Annotated in this window: 12 protein-coding genes; 6 read left to right on the forward strand and 6 right to left on the reverse strand. The window is 70.3% G+C overall.

What is annotated here, in order from left to right:
- Positions 1-42 precede the first annotated feature (42 nt).
- Positions 43-3,243: an alpha-L-rhamnosidase gene (locus AW271_RS10120; RefSeq protein WP_218008024.1), complete on the forward strand. Its 3,201-nt coding sequence runs from the start codon at positions 43-45 to the stop codon at positions 3,241-3,243.
- Positions 3,244-3,249: 6 nt separating this feature from the next.
- On the opposite strand, the gene AW271_RS10125 is transcribed toward AW271_RS10120, so the two are convergent.
- The 5 genes from AW271_RS10125 to AW271_RS10145 are packed head-to-tail and all read right to left on the reverse strand — an operon-like array spanning position 3,250 to position 9,890.
- The gene (locus tag AW271_RS10125; protein WP_157554013.1) at positions 3,250-4,293 is read right to left on the reverse strand and encodes a LacI family DNA-binding transcriptional regulator; all 1,044 of its coding nucleotides are present in this window, start codon (positions 4,291-4,293) and stop codon (positions 3,250-3,252) included.
- Positions 4,294-4,323: 30 nt separating this feature from the next.
- Positions 4,324-6,876 carry a glycoside hydrolase family 78 protein gene (locus tag AW271_RS10130; protein WP_062335327.1) on the reverse strand — a complete coding sequence of 851 codons (2,553 nt, stop codon included), beginning with the start codon at positions 6,874-6,876 and terminating at the stop codon, positions 4,324-4,326.
- Between the two features lies 1 nt (position 6,877).
- Positions 6,878-7,705 (reverse strand): carbohydrate ABC transporter permease, encoded by an 828-nt coding sequence (locus AW271_RS10135; RefSeq protein WP_062335328.1) that lies wholly within the window; start codon positions 7,703-7,705, stop codon positions 6,878-6,880.
- A complete protein-coding gene (locus AW271_RS10140; protein ID WP_062336358.1) occupies positions 7,705-8,586 on the reverse strand; it encodes a carbohydrate ABC transporter permease in 882 nt (293 codons plus the stop codon). Before AW271_RS10140 ends, AW271_RS10135 begins: the two co-directional genes overlap by 1 nt.
- Positions 8,583-9,890 (reverse strand): ABC transporter substrate-binding protein, encoded by a 1,308-nt coding sequence (locus AW271_RS10145; protein WP_062335329.1) that lies wholly within the window; start codon positions 9,888-9,890, stop codon positions 8,583-8,585. The genes AW271_RS10140 and AW271_RS10145 overlap by 4 nt, the downstream gene beginning before the upstream one ends.
- A 276-nt stretch (positions 9,891-10,166) precedes the next feature.
- Between AW271_RS10145 and AW271_RS10150 the strand changes: the two genes are divergently transcribed.
- The 5 genes from AW271_RS10150 (at position 10,167) to helR (ending at position 16,917) form a co-directional block, all read left to right on the forward strand.
- On the forward strand, positions 10,167-10,805 hold the full coding sequence (locus tag AW271_RS10150) for an HD domain-containing protein (protein ID WP_062335330.1): 639 nt from the start codon (positions 10,167-10,169) through the stop codon (positions 10,803-10,805).
- On the forward strand, positions 10,805-11,722 hold the full coding sequence (locus tag AW271_RS10155) for an NADP-dependent oxidoreductase (RefSeq protein WP_062335331.1): 918 nt from the start codon (positions 10,805-10,807) through the stop codon (positions 11,720-11,722). The genes AW271_RS10150 and AW271_RS10155 overlap by 1 nt, the downstream gene beginning before the upstream one ends.
- 100 nt (positions 11,723-11,822) lie before the next feature.
- Positions 11,823-13,040, forward strand: a complete 1,218-nt coding sequence (locus tag AW271_RS10160) for a serine hydrolase domain-containing protein (protein WP_062336361.1) — start codon at positions 11,823-11,825, stop codon at positions 13,038-13,040.
- A 326-nt stretch (positions 13,041-13,366) separates the two neighbouring features.
- Complete coding sequence (locus AW271_RS10165; protein ID WP_245653018.1) at positions 13,367-14,668, forward strand: sensor histidine kinase; 1,302 nt, start codon at positions 13,367-13,369, stop codon at positions 14,666-14,668.
- Positions 14,669-14,784: 116 nt separating this feature from the next.
- Positions 14,785-16,917, forward strand: coding sequence for an RNA polymerase recycling motor ATPase HelR (gene helR / locus AW271_RS10170; protein WP_062335333.1), 2,133 nt, complete (start codon positions 14,785-14,787; stop codon positions 16,915-16,917).
- Positions 16,918-16,923: 6 nt separating this feature from the next.
- Here the strand turns inward: helR and AW271_RS10175 are convergent, their stop codons facing one another.
- Entirely contained in the window at positions 16,924-17,772 is an 849-nt protein-coding gene (locus AW271_RS10175; protein WP_062335334.1) for a class II glutamine amidotransferase, read from the reverse strand.
- Between the last annotated feature and the right edge of the window lie 54 nt (positions 17,773-17,826).

The following is a 17,826-nucleotide window of genomic DNA, read 5'->3' on the forward strand; positions in this document are numbered from 1 at the left end:
AACGAGTAGCATTAAAACGATTTAAACCTGAAAGGAACACAGGTGAAAAGAAATTCACGGCGCGCCCTGGCGGTCAGCCTCGCGCTCGGCGTGGTCGTGCCGTTCATGGCCACCGACGTCTCCGCCGTCGCCCTGGCGGCGGCCGGGAACGTCGAGGTCACGCGTCTCGGCGTGGACGGACGGTACGACTCGCCCTTAGGGCTCGACGACGTTCAGCCGGTGCTGAGCTGGCAGTTCGCCGAGACCTCGCGGGCCCGTTCGCACGCCTGCCACCAGCCAGGCGCCATCGTGGCCTGCCCCGGTGACAAGCAGACCGCCTACGAGGTCCAGACCGCCGAGTCGGCCGGCAAGCTGGCCGCCGGTGACCTGATCTGGACGACGGGCCGGGTGCAGAGCGCGGACCAGCGGGTGATCTTCAAGGGAACGCTCCACTCCCGGCAGTCGGTCTTCTGGCGGGTCAAGGTCTGGGACGCCGACGAGCAGGAGTCGGCCTGGTCGGCGCCGGCCAAGTGGACCGTCGGTCTGCTGGAGCAGGGCGACTGGGGCACGGCCCGCTGGATCGACTTCCCCGACCGCACCGAGAACCAGCCGCTGCCGATCTTCGCGCGCCAGTTCCAGATCCCGGCGGGCAAGCAGGTCGCCGACGCGCGCCTCTACCTGTCGGGCGTCGGCCTGCACCACACCACGATCAACCGGCGGGAACTGACCGACGAGGTCCTCGCGCCGGGCAACTCCAACTACCAGCTGTCCAGCGAGTACCGCACCTACGACATCACCAAGGCGCTGCGGTCCGGCGACAACACCATCGGCGTCGAGCTCGGCAACGGTCCGGCCTACGTCCGCCGTAGCGTGACCAACCCGGCCGTGGGCCGGACGTCCCCCTACTCGTGGTGGCAGAGCCAGCCCAAGGGCAACGGCACGCTGGCCGGCGACGTCGCGGTCGGCGCGACGAACGTCAAGGTCGACAGCGTGGCCAACTACCACGTCGGCGGCACGATCAACGTCGACACGGGCCAGGGCGGCGACCGGCTGGAGTCCCGGACGATCACCGCGATCGGCACCGCCGGGGCCGGAGGGACCGGCATCACCTTCACCCCGGCGTTGTCGATCGCGCACGCGGCGGGCGCGAAGGTGACCGGCTCGGGCAACAACCTCGCGGCCAGCGACGCCTCGGCGGGCGCGGCCGTGACGCCGCGCCTCATCGGCCGCGTCGAGATCGACTACGCCGACGGCACCTCCGACACGATCGTCACCGACCGGTCGTGGCGCACCGCGCTGGGCCCGCTCGTCACCGACGCGTGGTACTCGGGTTCCGACTACGACGCCCGCAAGGAGCAGCCGGGCTGGGACAAGCCCGGGTCGAACCTGACCGCGACGGCCAAGCGCCGCGACGGCTCGCCCACCGGCTGGGTCAGCGCCGGGATCGCCCCGCCGCCGAACCTGGCCACCAAACTGGTCGCCCGGACCGCCGAACCCATCCGGGAGCAGGAGACCTTCAAGCCGGTCTCGGTGACGAACCCCGTACCGGGAACCTGGGTCTTCGACTTCGGCCAGAACATCGTCGGGTGGCCGAAGCTCAACCTGGAGCAGGTTCCCGCGGGCACGACGGTGAAGATGCAGCCAGCCGAGTCGCTGAACGCCAACGGCACCGTCAACTCCGCGTCCCTGATGGGCGGCGGGACCTCGCGCGGCACCAACCTGTTCAACACCTACACCGCCCACGGCGCCGCCGAGGGCGAGGTCTGGCACCCCGACTTCAACTACTTCGGCATGCAGTGGGTCCAGGTCACCGGCCTGCCCGAGGGCTACACCCCCACGGCCGACCTCATCACCGGCGTGCGCCTGCAGGCCGACACCGCCCAGGTCAGCGAGTTCACCAGCTCCAACGCGCGGGTCAACCGCATCCACAAGATGGCGCGGTACTCCTTCGCGTCCAACATCATGTCGGTGTTCACCGACTGCCCCGGCCGGGAGAAGCTCTCCTACCCCGCCGACTACACCATGCCGATGGGCTCCATCCACCGGAACTTCGAGCTCGACGCCTTCATGCGAACGACGATGCGCCACCTCGTCGAAGGGCAGTCGGTCGCCGACACCTCCATGGCCGGGAACGTCGCCCTGAAGACCCCGGTCTACGACTGGGGCTACACCGGCCAGTTCGGTGACGAGATCAACTGGGGCAACGCGATCATCCTGGTCCCGAGCATGTTGTACGAGTACTACGGCGACACCCGGACGATGGCGCAGTACTACCCGCAGATGGTGAAGTTCGTCGACTACATCCAGCGGCAGAAGGTCGGCACCGGCGCGAACGCCAACATCGTCAACGCCGCCCTGGCCGACTGGGTCTCGGCCGAGCAGACCTCGGGCCGGATCACCGGCACCTGGGGCTACTACATCATGATCACCAAGATGGCCGAGATGGCCCAGGTCCTCGGTGACGGCGCCGACGCGGCCAAGTGGACGCAGCTCGCCGCCGACATCAAGACCTCCTACAACCAGGCGTTCTTCAACGACTCGCTCGGCTACTACACCGCCAACGGCAACGCCGGCACCACCGGCGCCACCCAGGCGGCCCAGGCCCTCGCGCTCGACGCGGGCCTGGTGCCCGAGGGCAAGCGGGAGAGCGTCCTGAACGCCCTGGTCGCCAACATCTACGCCTTCCACCCCAACGGCGACGGCCCGCACTTCAGCGGCGGCACCATCGGCATGGCGCCGACGGTCCGCGCGCTGATGAACGGCGACCGCGACGACGTCCTGTGGGACCTCATCCAGGAGGACGAGCAGCCCAGCTACGGCTTCTTCATGGAGTCCACCACCGCCAACCCCGGCGGCATGACGACCATGGGCGAGCGCTGGAACCGCGGCGACTCCAAGAACCACATGATCCTCGCCCAGATCGAGGAGTGGTTCCACGCCGGACTGGCCGGCATCAAGGCGGCTCCCGGGTCGATCGCCTACGGCAAGCTGGTCATCCAGCCCAAGCCGGTGGGCGACCTGACGAGCGCCGAGTCGAGCTACGCCACGCCCCACGGCCTGACCAAGAGCTCGTGGACGAAGGAAGGCGACCGGTTCAAGCTGAAGGTCACCGTCCCGCCGAACACCACGGCGGAGATCCGGGTCCCGAAGACCGGCACGCAGACGATCGAAGCGCCGTCGCGGGCGACCTTCGTCGGGAACGCGGGCGGCTACGCCGTCTACACGGTCCCGTCGGGCGACGACTTCGTCTTCGTCGCCAGGTAGTGCCCCCTAGCTGGTAGCGGACGGCGGCGGCGCGGTCGAGCGGCGGGCGACGAGTTTGGGCCCCACCGAGAAACGCGCCGCCGCGGTCCGTCCTTCGATCCGCTCCAAGAGCAGGCGCCCGGCCATCCGGCCCATGGCGAAGCCGTCCTGGTCGACGCTGGTCAGGGCGATGTTGGGCAGGGCCGCCAGCAGGGTGTTGTCGTATCCCGCGATCGAGATGTCCTCGGGCACCCGCAGCCCGGCTTCGTGGACGGCGGCCAGTGCGCCGATCGCGGCCTGGTCGGCGCCGGCGAAGATCGCCGTCGGGCGGGGCGAGCGCGCCAGCAACTCCCGCGCTCCGTCGTAACCACCCTGTTCCGAATAGAACGTCGTCGCGACGGCGATCTCGTCGGCGAGGCCGTGCTCGCGCATGACTCGCTTATACGTCTCGGCTCTTATGATGTGCAGCAAATCGGCCGGTCGCGCGATGGCGTTGTCCTGGTGCGTTATGTGCGCGATCCGGCGGTGGCCCAGTTCCATGAGATGTTCGACCACCAATTCGGCTCCCGCCTGGTCGTCGTCGAACACCGAATCGTAGGCGGCCGACCTTTCGTGCCGGGCCAGCACCACGAAAGGCCGTTCTTTCGCCACTTCCTCCATACGGTTCTTCGACGCCAGTGGGGCGACGGTGATGATGCCGTCGACCTGGCGGTCGAGCAGCGCCTCGACGGCCTGCTTCTCCGCCTTACGCGTCGCGCCGCCCTGCACCATGATCGCCTGGTAGCCGGTGCCGTCGAGATGTTCGTGCAGGCCGTCGAGGATGTCGGCGAAGAAGGGGTTGCGGATGTGCGGGAGGACGACGCCGATGGTGAACGTGCGCCCGCGCATGCCCCGGGCGGCCGCCTGCGGGCGATAGCCGAGTTCGGCGATGGCGGCCTGTATCCGGCTTCTGGTCACCGGGCTGACGCCGTCGGCGTTTCTTATCACCTTCGAGACGGCCGTGGTGGACACCTGGGCGTGACTGGCCACGTCGGCGATCGTCACACGCCGCCGCGGATTCTGCGTGGCCATGTGGAAGTCCTCCTGAAAACGCTTATTCGATCACGAATGGAAGACGTGCCGCCCCGATCCGACCTCGATCGGCTCCGGTTCGTTGGGGAGATGGACGTCGGCGAGGGTGTTGGGCGGAACGGTGACCTCCAGGGTGAAGCCGTCGTCGCCGGATGACCAGCTCACCTCCGCCGGGCCGTAGGGGGTCTCGTGCCGGGCCCGGGCACTGGTGAGCCCGCCGCCCGGGATCGGCCGTACCGTGAGGCGGCGGTAGCCGGGTTCGGCCGGGGCCAGGCCGGCGATCGTGCGGTGCATCCAGTCGGCGATCGCGCCCAGGGCGTAGTGGTTGAAGGAGGTCATCTCACCGGGGTTGACGCGGCCGTCGGGCAGCAGGCTGTCCCAGCGTTCCCAGATCGTGGTCGCGCCCATGGTCACCGCGTACAACCACGACGGGCACTCGGTCTGCAGCAGCAGGCGGTAGGCGTCGTCGACGGCGCCCGCGTCGGTGAGGGCGTCGCAGATCAGCGGGGTGCCGACGAATCCGGTCCCGATGCGGTGACCGTTGGCCCGCACGAGTTCGGCGAGTCGCCGGCCCGCGTGTCCGCGCCGCTGCCCGCCGTCCACCAGGCCGAACCGCAGGGCCAGGGCGTAGGCCGTCTGCGAGTCGCCGGCGACCTTCCCCTCCGCCGTCGTGTACGCGGCCTCGAACGCGGCGGCGACCTGGTCGGCCAGCTCGCGGTAGCGGGCCGCGTCCTCCGCCAGGTCGAGCAGCGCCGCCGTCTCCGCGACCAGCCGCGCCGAGTACGCCAGATAGGCGGTGGCCACCAGGCCGGGGTCGGTCTGCGCCTCGAAGGGGCGCTCGGGGGGCGCCGTCGGGTCGAGCCAGTCACCCAGTTGCGGTCCGGTGTCCCACAGGCGGGTCTCCCCGGCCAGGCCGGCGATCTGGTCCACCCAGGCGGTCATGCTCGCGTACTGCGCGCGGAGCAGGCCGAGGTCTCCGCTGCGTTCATGGAGCACCCACGGCACGACCACCGCCGCGTCGCCCCACGCCGCCGTCGGCGGGATCTCCCGGAACGGGTCGAGCGAGATCCACGGGACGTACAGGGGAACGGTGCCGAGCTCTCGTTGTTCGGCGGCGAGGTCGGCCAGCCAGGAGGAGAGGGGCCCGGCGCAGTCGTAGAGGAAGGCCGCGGTGGGCGTGAACACCTGGATGTCGCCCGTCCAGCCGAGCCGCTCGTCGCGTTGCGGGCAGTCGGTCGGCAGGTCGACGAAGTTGCCCCGCATGCTCCACACGACGTTCTCGTGCAGGCGGTTCAGCAGCGGGTCGGACGACTCGAAGGACCCGGTCCGGCGCAGGTCCGTGTGGCACACGACCGCGACGACGTCGCCGGGGCCCAGGTCGCCGGGCCAGCCGTCGACCTGGGCGTAGCGGAACCCGTGCACGGTGAAGCGCGGCTCCCACTCCTCGACGCCGCCGCCTCCGAGGGTGTACGTGTCGTGCGCGGCCGCATGCCTGAGAGGGCGCAGGGCCAGGGCGCCGGTCTCGTCGAGGACCTCCGCGTGACGCAGCGAGACCGTGTGCCCGGCGGGACCCTGAACCCGGATGCGCAGGCGGCCGGCGATGTTCTGGCCGAAGTCGAGGATCGTCTCCCCGCCCGGCCCGGTGAGGACGGCGACGGCCGGGAGCGTCTCGATCCGGCGGACGGGCGGCCCCGTGGGGGCGACCAGCAGAGCCGGGTCGTGGGACAGGAGTTCGGCCGGACGCCACTCCGCGTCGTCGAAGCCGGGCGACGACCAGCCCGGAACCTGCCGGCGGGCGTCGTGGTGCTCGCCGTCGTAGAGACCGGCGGACGTCACGGGCCCCGGGGCGCTGCGCCATTTCTCATCGGCGCCGACGACGTCCCGGCTGCCGTCGGTGTAGGTGATCTCCAGCTGGGCGATCAGCGCGGTCCGGTCGCCGTAGATGGCCGAGACGCCGCCGTGGAAGCCGTACCGGCCGGTGTACCAGCCTTCGGCCAGCGTGGCGCCGATGGTGTTGCCGCCCTCGCGCAGCAACGGGGTGACGTCGTGGGTGCGGTAGCGGAGACGGTGGTGATAGCTGCTCCAGCCGGGGGCCAGGACGTCGTCGCCGACCGGGACCCCGTTGACCTCGACCTCGAAGACGCCGTGCGCGGTGACGTACAGGCGAGCCGAGACGACGTGAGCCCTCACGTGGAAGTCGCGGCGCAGCAGCGGGGCCCCGGCGAGCAGGTCCCGGGGAGGCGCGACGGCGCCCGCCTGCCAGTCGGACGGTTCCAGCAGCCCGGCCTCGACCTCCGACCACGGACTCCAGTCACTCGCGGAGCCGTCGTGGCCCGTCACGCGCACGCGTACACCCAGGCGTTCGCGCGAGCGCAACGGGCGGCGGGGCCAGGGCGTCAGCACGGAGTCGCCGGAGACCGCGTGGCTCGTCGTGCCGTCACTGAATTCGAGGTCGTACGCCTGCTGCAACCACCCCGGCAGTTCGGTGCGGACCACCCAGGACAGCCGGGGCTCGGCTTCGCCGATGCCGAGAGGATCACGATGGTGCTCGAAGGTGACCGGGCCGACGTGCGGAGAAGTCATGTCATCCCTTGATGGAGCCGGCGGTCATGCCGGCCACGATCTTGCGGTTGAAGAAGACGAAGGCCAGCAGCGGCGGGATCGTGATCAGCACGATGTCCATGAACAGCAGGTTCCACTGCGTGCTGTACTGGCTCTGGAAGTTGTAGAGGGTGACCTGCACGGTCGCGTTGTCGTCGCCGGGCAGGAAGTAGAGCGGGTTCACGAAGTCGTTGAAGACCTTCACCGAACTGGTGAGGATCACCGTGATCGTCACCGGCCGCAGCAGCGGGAAGATCACCCGGAAGAACAGCGACAACCCCCCGCAGCCGTCGATCATGGCCGCCTGGTCGAGCTCCCGGGGGATGGCCGCGATGAAGGCGCGGAACAGCAACATGGCGTAGGCCAGCCCGAAGGCGACCTCGACCAGCACCAGCCCGGGCAGGGTCTTGAACAGGCCGATGGCCTGCAACAACCAGATCGTCGGCACCACGGCCGGGGGGACGATCAGCCCGGTCAGGACGAGGAAGTTCGCGACCGCGCCGACCCGCCCGGGTCGGCGCTGCAGGACGAAGGCCGCCATCGCCCCCGCGATCACGATGAGGGTCACGGACGCCACGGTCAGGATGATGCTGTTCACGAAGGCGCGCAGGAGGATGTGGTCGCGAGCTTCGATGACCTCGATGAAGTTCGCCACGATCGGCCAGTTCGCCGGCCAGGCGAAGTCGAGGTCGGCCGACTGCACATCGTCCTTGACCGCCGTGAGGATCATGAACGAGAACGGCACCAGGAAGACCACGGTGGCCAAGATCAGCGCGATGCCCTCCGCCCCGGCGCGTTTCAACGACCTCATCACGTCACCTGCCGTTTGCCGAGGAAGTGGTTCAGCGGGAGCACCAGCGCCGTCACGATGAGGAACAGCAGCACGTTGCCCGCCGTGGACAGGCCGAAGAACCCGGCCTGGTACTGCTTGTAGATGATCGAGGCGATGACGTCGCTGCTGAAGCCGGGGCCGCCGCGGGTCATCGTCCAGACGAACTCGAACGAGCGCAGCCCGCCGATCAGTGACAGGATGATCACCGAGTAGGTCGCCGGCCAGCTCAGCGGCAGGGTGACGTGCCGGAAGCGGTGCCAGGCGGTGCCGCCGTCGACGGCGACCGCCTGGTAGTAGTCGGTGGGGATCGACAGGATTCCGGCGATGTAGATGACGGTGGCGAGCCCGACGCCCGCCCACACGTCCACCAGCCCGACCGACAACAACGCGGTCGTGGCGTCGCCCAGCCAGTCGGGCCCGGAGACGCCCACGACCGCCAGCGCCTTGTTCACCAGTCCGGTGTCCGGCCGCAGCAGCGCGCTGAAGGTGATGCCGACGGCGACGGTCGAGACCAGCACGGGGAAGAACACGACCGCGCGGAGGAAGCCGCGCAGCCGCATTCTGCCGGTGAGCAGCACCCCGAGGCCCAGGCCGAGCACGACCTTCAGCCCGCTGGTGACGACGGCGTAGAACAGGGTGTTCTGGAAGCCGACGCGCAGGTTCTGCTCGGCGAGGAAGTCGCGGAAGTTGTCGAGCCCGACGAAGGTGCTGTCGAACAGCGTCCACCGGGTGAGCGAGAAGTAGAAGGCCAGCCCCGTGGGCACCAGGAAGATCAGCAGGAACACCGCCCCGGCGGGGAGGTAGAGCCAGTAGGGGTAGGGGGACTTGTTCCTGGTCGGCGGTCTGGCGTGCTTGGTCACCACCCCGTGAGGCCCAGCTGCTTGGCCTGCTTCTCGACGTCCTGGTCGTACTGCGCGGCTCCTTCGGCGGGCGGCGTCAGCCCTGAGCCGACCGCGACGGTGATCTGCTCCAGCGACGGCCCCTTGATCGGCGACAGGAACTCCAGCGCCGGGGCGGTCGCGCCCTGGTCGATGTACACCTGGAGGTCCTTGGCGACCTGGAGCGCGTCCTCGGGCAGCTTCGACCCCTTGATCCGGTACGGCCCGGACGGGCGGACCGCAGCGGTGACCGCGTCGGTCCCGGCGGGGGAGGCGACGAAGGCCAGGAACTTCTTGGCCGCGTCGAGGTGCTCGGTGGTCTTGGCGATGTAGAGGGCGGCCGGCTCCCAGACGGTCGCCCCGTGCTTGGCCGCGTCGGCGCCCGGGAGGCCGAAGAAGCCGACGTCGGTGGCGGTCTGCGGGTAGTTCTCCAGCTGCGCCGGCAGCAGCGTCGTGAGCATCGGGTAGTGGGCGCCGGCGCCCTCGATGAGCATCTTGAGGCCCTGGTCGAGCACCGCGGAGCCGAAGCCCTTGTTCATGAAGTCCCTGGCGTGGACGTCGGCCAGGTGCTGGAACCCGCCGATCGCCGCCGGCGTGGTGGCGAACTTCGCCTTGCCCGCCGTGTAGTCGGCCGCGAAGTTCGGCGTCGCCGCCTGCACGTTGTAGAAGTCGGACAACACGAACAGCTGCGACGTCCAGGTGTCCTTGAACGTGGAGATGACCGGCGTGATGTCCGCGGCCTTGATCTTCTCGTTGTTGGCCATGAACTCGTCCCAGGTCCTGGGCACCCGCAGGCCGAGCCGCTCGTAGACCTTGCGGTTGTAGAGGATGCCGCCACCGGCCAGCGTGGTCGCGGGCACGCCGAACGCCCTGCCGCCCTGGCTGACGACGGGCAGGTAGTCGGGCTGGACGTCGGCCAGGACGGGGTCGCCGGTGAGGTCGACCATGGTCTGGGCGGGGTTGAGCGCCTGGAGCAGCGAACCGGAGTTGTACCAGAAGACGTCGCTCATCTCGCCGGTGGACAACCGGGTCTTGATGACGTTGTCGCCCTCGCTGCCGCCGGGCTGGTTCTCGATCTCGATCTTGATGTCTGGGTTGACCTTCATGAACGCGTCGGCCAGCGCCTTCGAGGTGTCGACCGTCGACTGGTCGCTGCCCGTCAGGAAGGAGAGGGTGACCGGACCGCCCGCGGCCGGTTCGTCGTCGCCGCTCGTGCCGCAGGAGGTCAGGGCCGCTATCGCCACGACGGCGACCGCCATCGTGAGCGTGGGGGGTGAGCTTTTCATGGGGGGACCCTCCCCGGGTTCATTGAATCGTTTTAATCGACTCCCCGAATGCCGTTAACTTAGGCGTTACGTGAGAGGGCGTCAAGATTCAATGGGTAACGTTACCCATCAAATAAGCAGGTCAAAGAGTCGGGAATCGTTGATTCCCGGTATCGATGCCGGTTCCTGGTAGTCGTTTGTCCTGACATGAGTGATTTGTGGCCGGATGAGGGCGGCGCCGCGAGCCGGTCGGCGGGCAGCATGGGACTCTGGGTTCCTTCCGAAAGGCAGCGGCACATGCCAGAGGCCATCGCGGGGCTGGAGATCCCTGAGACGCAGGCGGTCGCGGAGGCGACCAAGATCGCTCAGGACATGACCGGTCCCCTCATCTACCACCACTCCCGGCGGGTCTTCTTCTTCGCGCTGATCCACGCCAACCGGCTCGGCGTGAAACCCGACCCCGAACTGCTCTATCTGGCGGCCATGTTCCACGACACCGGCCTCCGCACCCCCTTCTCCGCCGTCGAACAGCGCTTCGAGGTCGACGGCGCCGACCACGCGCGGGCCTTCCTCACCGAACGGGGCTTCTCCACGGCCGCCGCCGACACGGTCTGGACGGCCATCGCCCTGCACACCACGCCGGGCATCCCCGGCCGGATGGCCCCGGAGATCGCGGCCGTCCACCTCGGCGTGCTGACCGACGTGGTCGGCTACGGGCTCGACGGGTTCGCCCACGGCCAGCTGAACGAGATCCTCGCCGCCCACCCCCGGGGGGACTTCAAGGACGAGTTCCTGCGCGAGTACGTCGCCGGGCAGCAGGACCGTCCGGACACCACGATCGGCACCGTCAACGCCGACGTGCTCGAACACTTCGTCCCCGGCTTCCGGCCGACGACGACGGTCGAGCGCATCCTGAACTCCCCCTGGCCGAGCTGATGCGCGCCGTCATCGCGCGGGAGCGCGACGCCGGAGCCGACGGCCTCACCCTGGCCGACCTGCCCTATCCCCACGCGGCCGAGAACGACGTCGTCGTGCGGGTGCACGCCGCCGGGTTCACGCCCGGCGAGCTCGACTGGCCGGCGACGTGGACCGACCGGGCCGGGCGCGAGCGGGCCCCGGCCGTCCCCGGCCACGAGTTGTCCGGAGTCGTCACCGACCTGGGCTACGGGACCACCGGCCTCACCGTCGGGCAGCGGGTGTTCGGGCTGACCGACTGGGCCCGCGACGGGTCGCTGGCCGAGTTCACCGCCGTCGAGGCGCGCAATCTCGCGCCCCTTCCGGCGGACATCGAGCACACCGTGGCCGCCGCGCTGCCCATCTCGGGGCTGACCGCCTATCAGGGGCTGTTCGACCACGCCCGGCTCACGACCGGCCAGACGGTCCTGATCACCGGCGCGGCCGGGGCGGTGGGCTCGATCGCGGTCCAGCTCGCCCGGGAGGCGGGCGCGGTCGTGATCGGCGCCGGGCGGGCCCGCGACCGCGAGCTCGTGCTCGGCCTCGGCGCGCGGGCCTTCGTCGGCCTCGACACCCAGGACGTGCGCGACGCGGGGGAGGTGGACGTGGTGTTCGACGTCGTCGGGGGCGACGTGCTGGGCGTGTCGGCCGAGCTGGTCCGGCCGGGCGGCACGCTCGTCAGCGTCGCCATGCCGCCCGATGCGCGGCCCAAGGACGGGCGGGCGCTGTTCTTCGTGGTCGAACCAGACCGCCTCCGGCTGGCCGACCTGGCCACGAGGGTGCGCGACGGACGGCTGAAGCCGCTGGTGGGGGCTGTGCGCCCGCTGTCGGAGGCGATCGACGCCTACCTCCACAAGTCCGCCGTGCCCGGGAAGACGATCATCCAGGTGGCGGCCTGACACACCCCGGCGGCGCTGTCAGCGGCGCGACGGCCCCGTGTCAGCACGGGCGGCGAAGGTGATCCTCACGAACCGAACCACCGGACGCGAGGAGAACATCATGAGCCGTTTCCCCGAATCAGGGTTGCGTCGGCTGCGCGGAGTGCTGGCCGGGCACGTCGAGTCGGGCCGGATCCCCGGGCTGGTCGCCCTGGTCGGCCGGGGCGAGGAGGTGCACGTCGAGACGCTCGGGACCATGCGCCACGACGGCGGGCCGCCGATGGCCCGGGACACGATCTTCCGGATGGCCTCGACGTCCAAGCCGGTGTCGATGGCGGCGGCGATGATCCTGCTCGACGAGTGCCGGCTGCGGCTCGACGACCCGGTCGACCCGTGGTTGCCCGAACTGGCCGACCGGCGGGTGCTCACCCGCGCCGACGGCCCGCTCGACGACACCGTGCCGGCCCGGCGGCCGATCACCGTGCGCGACGTGCTGACCTCCACGTTCGGGCTCGGCATGGACCTGACCGCGCTCGGCACGCCGATCATGAACGCGGTCTTCGAGCAGGGCCTCACGCCCAACCTGCCGGTCGAGATGCCCGAGCCCGACGAGTGGATGCGCCGCCTGGGCACCCTGCCGCTGATGTACCAGCCGGGGGAGCGCTGGCAGTACCACATCGGCAACGACCTGCTCGGGGTGCTCGTCGCGCGGGTGACCGGCCAGTCGTTCGAGGGCTTCCTGCGCGAGCGCCTCTTCGACCCGCTGGGCATGCGGGACACCGGCTTCGACGTGCCCGCCGGCAAGATCGACCGGCTGCCGCCCCTGTACGCCCCCGACCCCGCGAGCGGGGAGTTCCACGTGTGGGACCCGGCCGAGGGCGGCCGCCACAGCACTCCGCCGGCCTTCCAGGGCGGCGGCGGTGGCCTGGTCTCCACCGCCGACGACTACCACGCCTACTTCCGGATGTTGCTCAACGGCGGCGTCCACGAGGGCGAGCGCATCCTGTCGCGGCCCGCCGTGGAGCTGATGACCACCAACCGGCTCACGCCCGAGCAGAACGCCGCCCGCGACGCCCTGGCGAAGGACAACGTCCACGTGTCGTTCGGCCAGGGGCAGCACGGTGGCTGGGGCCTGGGGATGGCGGTGCGGACGTACCGGGGCGACTACGCGCCGGTCGGGCAGTTCGGCTGGGACGGCGGCAGCGGCACCTCGACCTACGCCGATCCGGCCAACGGGCTCGTCGGGATCCTGCTCTGCCAGGTCGGGATGTCGGTGCCCGATCCGGCCCGGCTCGTCCATGATTTTTGGACCACCGTCTACCAAACGATCGAGCGGTAAAAGCTTTGCCCAACGGAAACCCCGCCAGGCGTCGGCCTTGGCGGGGTTCACGGCGCTGACCGGCCAAAAGAGGTTTTGGCAAGGTGAACTGAGCGTCATAGACTCAAAACGAACAGGAGGTCGTCCGCCCTCCCAGAGAATCGCCGTCGAGGTCTTCGCGACTCCGGCCTCGGCCCGGACGCCTCTCGCACAAGCGGGAAGACCGCGCGATCACCTGACGGCACACCGGCCGACTTCGGACAGAAGCTCGACCGGCCTTTTCGCGTTCCCTTTCCGCGCAGCAGAAAGGCCCTTCGATGACGCGAGCTTTCCGAGTCCGGAGGACCGTGGCGACCGCCCTGGTGACGACCCTGGTGTGCGTCGGGGTCAGCGTGCTCTTCCTGCTCTTCGCAGGTTACAAGGAGATGGACAGTGTGCAGGCGCGAGCCACCATGACGTGGGGCCACGTGGTCCCGCTCATCAGGGAGGGCCCGCTGCCCAAGACGTTGAAGGACGAGTCCGTCAACGCCGTGCAGGTGGTGGACGCGCACGGGAAGGTCGTGGCGGCCACCCCGCAACTGGCGGGCAAGGGCCCGATGGCCGACTTCCACGCCGACCGGGCGAGCGTGCGCGCGGTCCGGACGTTGTGCCCGCCGGCCGGGCTGTCGGGCTGCGCGACCGTGTTGTCGTACAAGGTCTACCAGCCGGGCGGGTTCTGGCTCCTCTACATGGCGCTGCCCGTGGTGGCCTGGTACGGCAGCGTGACCTCGATCATCACCGCCGTCGGGGTGTCGCTGCTGGTCATCTCGGTGCTCACCGCCTGGACCTTCCGCGACCTCACCAAGGCGCTGGCCCCCGTGAACGCCATCAGGTCGCGGATGGCCGAGATCACCGCCACCGGCCTCGACCGCCGGGTCCCGGTGTCGAACAAGTACGAGGAGATCCAGCTCCTCGCCGAGACGGTGAACGCCACCCTCGACCGGCTGGAGGTCGCCTACAGCCAGCTCCGCCGCTTCACCCAGGACGCCTCCCACGACCTGCGCAGCCCCATCACGGCCATGCGGGCCCAGCTGGAGGAGGCGCTGATGCACCCCGAGAGCACCGACTGGCCCACGATGAGCACGGAGGTCCTCGCCGGCGTCGAACGGCTCCAGGCGATCGTGACCGACCTGCTCACCCTGGCCCGGCTCGACGCCCGCGCCCCGCTCGACCGCGTGCCGGTCGACCTGGGCGACCTGGTCGACGGGGAGCTGAAGCGGCGGGCGTACCGGAAGGAGGTGGTGGCCGACCTGGCCGGGAAGGTCCGGGTGCAGTGTGACCGGCTGCGCATCACCCGGGTCCTGGGCAACCTGCTCGACAACGCCGAACGCCACGCGACCTCGCGGATCACCGTGCGGGTGCGGGGCGACGGGACCTGCGCGACCCTGGAGGTGCTCGACGACGGGGCCGGGATCGCGCCCGAGCACCGGGAGATCGTCTTCGACCGCTTCACCCGGCTGGACGCCTCACGGGCCCGCGACGCGGGCGGAACGGGGCTGGGCCTGGCCATCGCGCGGGAGATCGCCGAGGCGCACGGCGGGAGCCTGACGATTCAGGACAGCGAGCGGGGGGCACGATTCGTGCTGCGGCTGCCCACGACGACGTCCTGAGAGCGGCCCCTCCATTTTCAACCTATAGCGCACCCCCGGGCTTGCCACAAGCCCCCGGTCATGGCGCAGAATCGTCCGGCCAAGCCTGCAATCTGCGAAATCCGGGGGACGCAGACGTGAATCCAGTGACCACCAGTGCGTTCGACCTGCCCGAACAGCTGGCGCCCAAGGCCGACCCGGCCCTGATCGCCCGGGACGAGAAACACTTCGCCGCCATCGCGGAGAGCCTCCACCGGTCGATCACCGACCTGTCCGCCCGTCTCGACGCCGAACGCCGGGCCCCGGGCGGGGCCGGGCGCGCGGCGTTCGACCGCGACCAGGAGGTGCACCGGCTGACCGCCCGCCTGCGGGCGCTGCGCCGGTTCGGCCTCGACCTGTGCCTCGGCCACATGGTCGGCGCCGACGACCAGGAACCCGTCTACATCGGCCGTCTCGGCCTGACCGACAGCTCGGGGCGGCGGCTGCTGCTCGACTGGCGCTCGCCCGCCGCCGAGCCCTTCTTCGGGGCCACCCACGCCAACCCCATGGGCCTGGCGAGCCGCCGCCGCTACCGGTGGGCGGCCGGGCGCGTCAACGACTACTGGGACGAGGTCTTCACCCAGGACGGCTTCGACGGCCACGCCGCCGCCCTCGACGACCAGTCGGCCTTCATCGCCAGCCTGGGCGGCAACCGCTCGGGCCGCATGCGCGACGTGCTGGGCACCATCCAGGCCGACCAGGACGCCATCATCCGCGCCTCCTCGCGGGGCGCGCTGGTCGTCGACGGCGGCCCCGGCACCGGCAAGACGGTCGTCGCCCTGCACCGGTCGGCCTACCTGCTCTACTCCGACCCGAGGCTCGGCCACCACCGGGGCGGGGTGCTCTTCGTGGGGCCCCACCAGCACTACCTGGCCTATGTGGCCGACGTGCTGCCGAGCCTGGGCGAGGAGGGGGTGCGGACCTGCACCCTGCGCGACCTCGTCAAGGAGGGCGCCGCCGCGGCGCCCGAGACCGATCCGGAGATCGCCCGGCTCAAGGCGTCGGCCGAGATGGTCACGGCCATCGAGCCCGCCGTGAAGTTCTACGAGAACCGGCCCGACAAGGGCATGGAAGTCACCGACGCGAAGATCTGGCTGAGCCCCGACGACTGGGCCGAGGCCTTCGACGCCCCCGACCCCGACACCCCCCACAACGAGGCGCGCGACGTCATCTGGCAGGAACTGCTCACGATCCTGACCGACAAGTACGAGGGCGACGCCTCCCGCGACATGGTGCGGCGCTCGCTGCTCCAGGACCGCGAGCTGGTCAAGACGTTCAACCGGGCCTGGCCGCTGATCGAGGCGGCCGACCTCGTGGGCGACCTGTGGACCGTCCCGGCCTACCTGCGCCTGTGCGCCCCCTGGTTGACGATCGAGCAGATCCGGCTCCTGCAGCGCCCCGAGGCCCAGGCGTGGACGGTCTCCGACCTGCCGCTCCTCGACGCCGCCCGCCAGCGGCTCGGCGACCCGGAGGCCGCCGCGACCAAGCGCCGCCAGCAGGCCGCCATCGCCCTCGAACGGGAGCGGACCGGCCACGTGATCGACCGGCTGCTCGACACCGACGACGACGGCGAGGGCCTGATCACCATGTTCCACAACCAGGACATGCGCGACGCCCTGGTCGACGAGACGGTCGCGCCCGGCGCCGAGCCCGACGTGCTGGCCGGTCCGTTCGCCCACGTCGTGGTCGACGAGGCCCAGGAGCTCACCGACGCCGAATGGCAGATGCTGCTGCTGCGCTGCCCGTCGCGCAGCTTCACGATCGTCGGCGACCGCGCCCAGGCCCGCCACGGCTTCACCGAGACCTGGGAGGAGCGGCTGCGCCGGATCGGCCTCGACCGGGTCACCCTGGCCCAGCTCACGGTCAACTACCGCACCCCGGAAGAGATCATGGCCGAGGCCGAGCCGGTCATCCGGGCCGCGCTGCCCGACGCCAACGTGCCGACCTCGATCCGGACCGGCGGCGTGCCCGTGCGCCACGGCTCGGTGGCGGAGCTCGACTCGATCCTCGACGCCTGGACCGGCGACGGCATCGCCTGCGTGATCGGCGACCCGTCCTTCCGGCCGACCGCCCGGGTCAGGTCGCTGACCCCCGAGTTGTCGAAGGGCCTGGAGTTCGACCTGGTCGTGCTGGTCGACCCCGACAGGTTCGGCGAGGGCGTCGAAGGGGCCGTCGACCGGTACGTCGCCATGACGCGCGCCACGCAGCAGCTGGTGATCCTCACGAGCTGACGGGGATCACGCGCCGTGTTGTGACGCCGCCGCCTCCGGCCGCAGGTCCCGCAGCGTCATCTGGTGACGTGGCGGGTCGGGCAGGACCACGTTTCTGTGGACGGCCGACCTCCGGTCGGCGTGGAGGAGCTCGCCCGGTTCCATGAGACGCCAGCCGGGGTCGTCGTCCATGCGCTCACTGGCCACCACGACGCACTGCCGGTCGGCCATGTCGGCGCTCTCGACCCTGATCCGGCCGGCGGTGCCCTCGTGGCAGAGCAGGCCGGGGCGGCGTTCCAGCACGTACAGCTCGTGGGTCTCCGGGTAACGCAGCGCCCACATCTGCGTGGCGGAGATGAGGACGAGGTTGAGCGCGTACAGCGGGAGTTCGTCGGCGATCCAGCGGGTCGCCGACACGATCGCGGCGCTCACGTCGCCGCCGTTGGCGCGGATCTCCCGGGTGATGAGCGCGAAGACCCGCTCGGAGTCGGTGTCGCCCTTGACGAGGTTGCGGTCGGGGCCCAGCTCCGCCTCCAGCCGGTCGAGGCCCTCGACGACGCCGTTGTGCGCGAACAGCCGGTTGTCCTGCTTGAACGGGTGGGTGTTCCTGCGCTCCAGCCCGCCGGTCGAGGCGAAGCGGACGTGCGCGATGAAGGTCGCCGAGCACTCCTCCTTCGCCTCGTGGGCGAAGCAGCGGTCCTCGTAGGCGGCGATCGGGGCCTTGTGGGTGTGCGCCTCGCCCCGGTCGTAGAAGCCCAGACCGGCGCCGTCGGGGTCGCGGTGGCTCTGGGCGGTCAGGGAGTCGGGGGCGTCCAGGAGCCAGAACGTGGCCTTGGTGCGGTGCGGGGCGGCGGACAACCCGAAGAGGCGGCACATGACGTGCTTATCCCCGGAGCCGCAAACCGGCACAGATCGGCACGGACAAGAGTT

This window comes from Herbidospora sakaeratensis (assembly GCF_001570525.1).
GTDB classification, from domain to species: domain Bacteria; phylum Actinomycetota; class Actinomycetes; order Streptosporangiales; family Streptosporangiaceae; genus Herbidospora; species Herbidospora sakaeratensis.

Bases quoted from the DNA above. Each gene is read 5' to 3' on its own strand.
- AW271_RS10135 (WP_062335328.1), bottom strand. From the start codon at position 7,705: ATGAGGTCGTTGAAACGCGCCGGGGCGGAGGGCATCGCGCTGATCTTG.
- AW271_RS10155 (WP_062335331.1), top strand. From the start codon at position 10,805: ATGCGCGCCGTCATCGCGCGGGAGCGCGACGCCGGAGCCGACGGCCTC.
- AW271_RS10160 (WP_062336361.1), top strand. From the start codon at position 11,823: ATGAGCCGTTTCCCCGAATCAGGGTTGCGTCGGCTGCGCGGAGTGCTG.
- AW271_RS10175 (WP_062335334.1), bottom strand. From the start codon at position 17,772: ATGTGCCGCCTCTTCGGGTTGTCCGCCGCCCCGCACCGCACCAAGGCC.
- AW271_RS10125 (WP_157554013.1), bottom strand. From the start codon at position 4,293: ATGGCCACGCAGAATCCGCGGCGGCGTGTGACGATCGCCGACGTGGCC.
- AW271_RS10150 (WP_062335330.1), top strand. From the start codon at position 10,167: ATGCCAGAGGCCATCGCGGGGCTGGAGATCCCTGAGACGCAGGCGGTC.
- AW271_RS10145 (WP_062335329.1), bottom strand. From the start codon at position 9,890: ATGAAAAGCTCACCCCCCACGCTCACGATGGCGGTCGCCGTCGTGGCG.
- AW271_RS10130 (WP_062335327.1), bottom strand. From the start codon at position 6,876: ATGACTTCTCCGCACGTCGGCCCGGTCACCTTCGAGCACCATCGTGAT.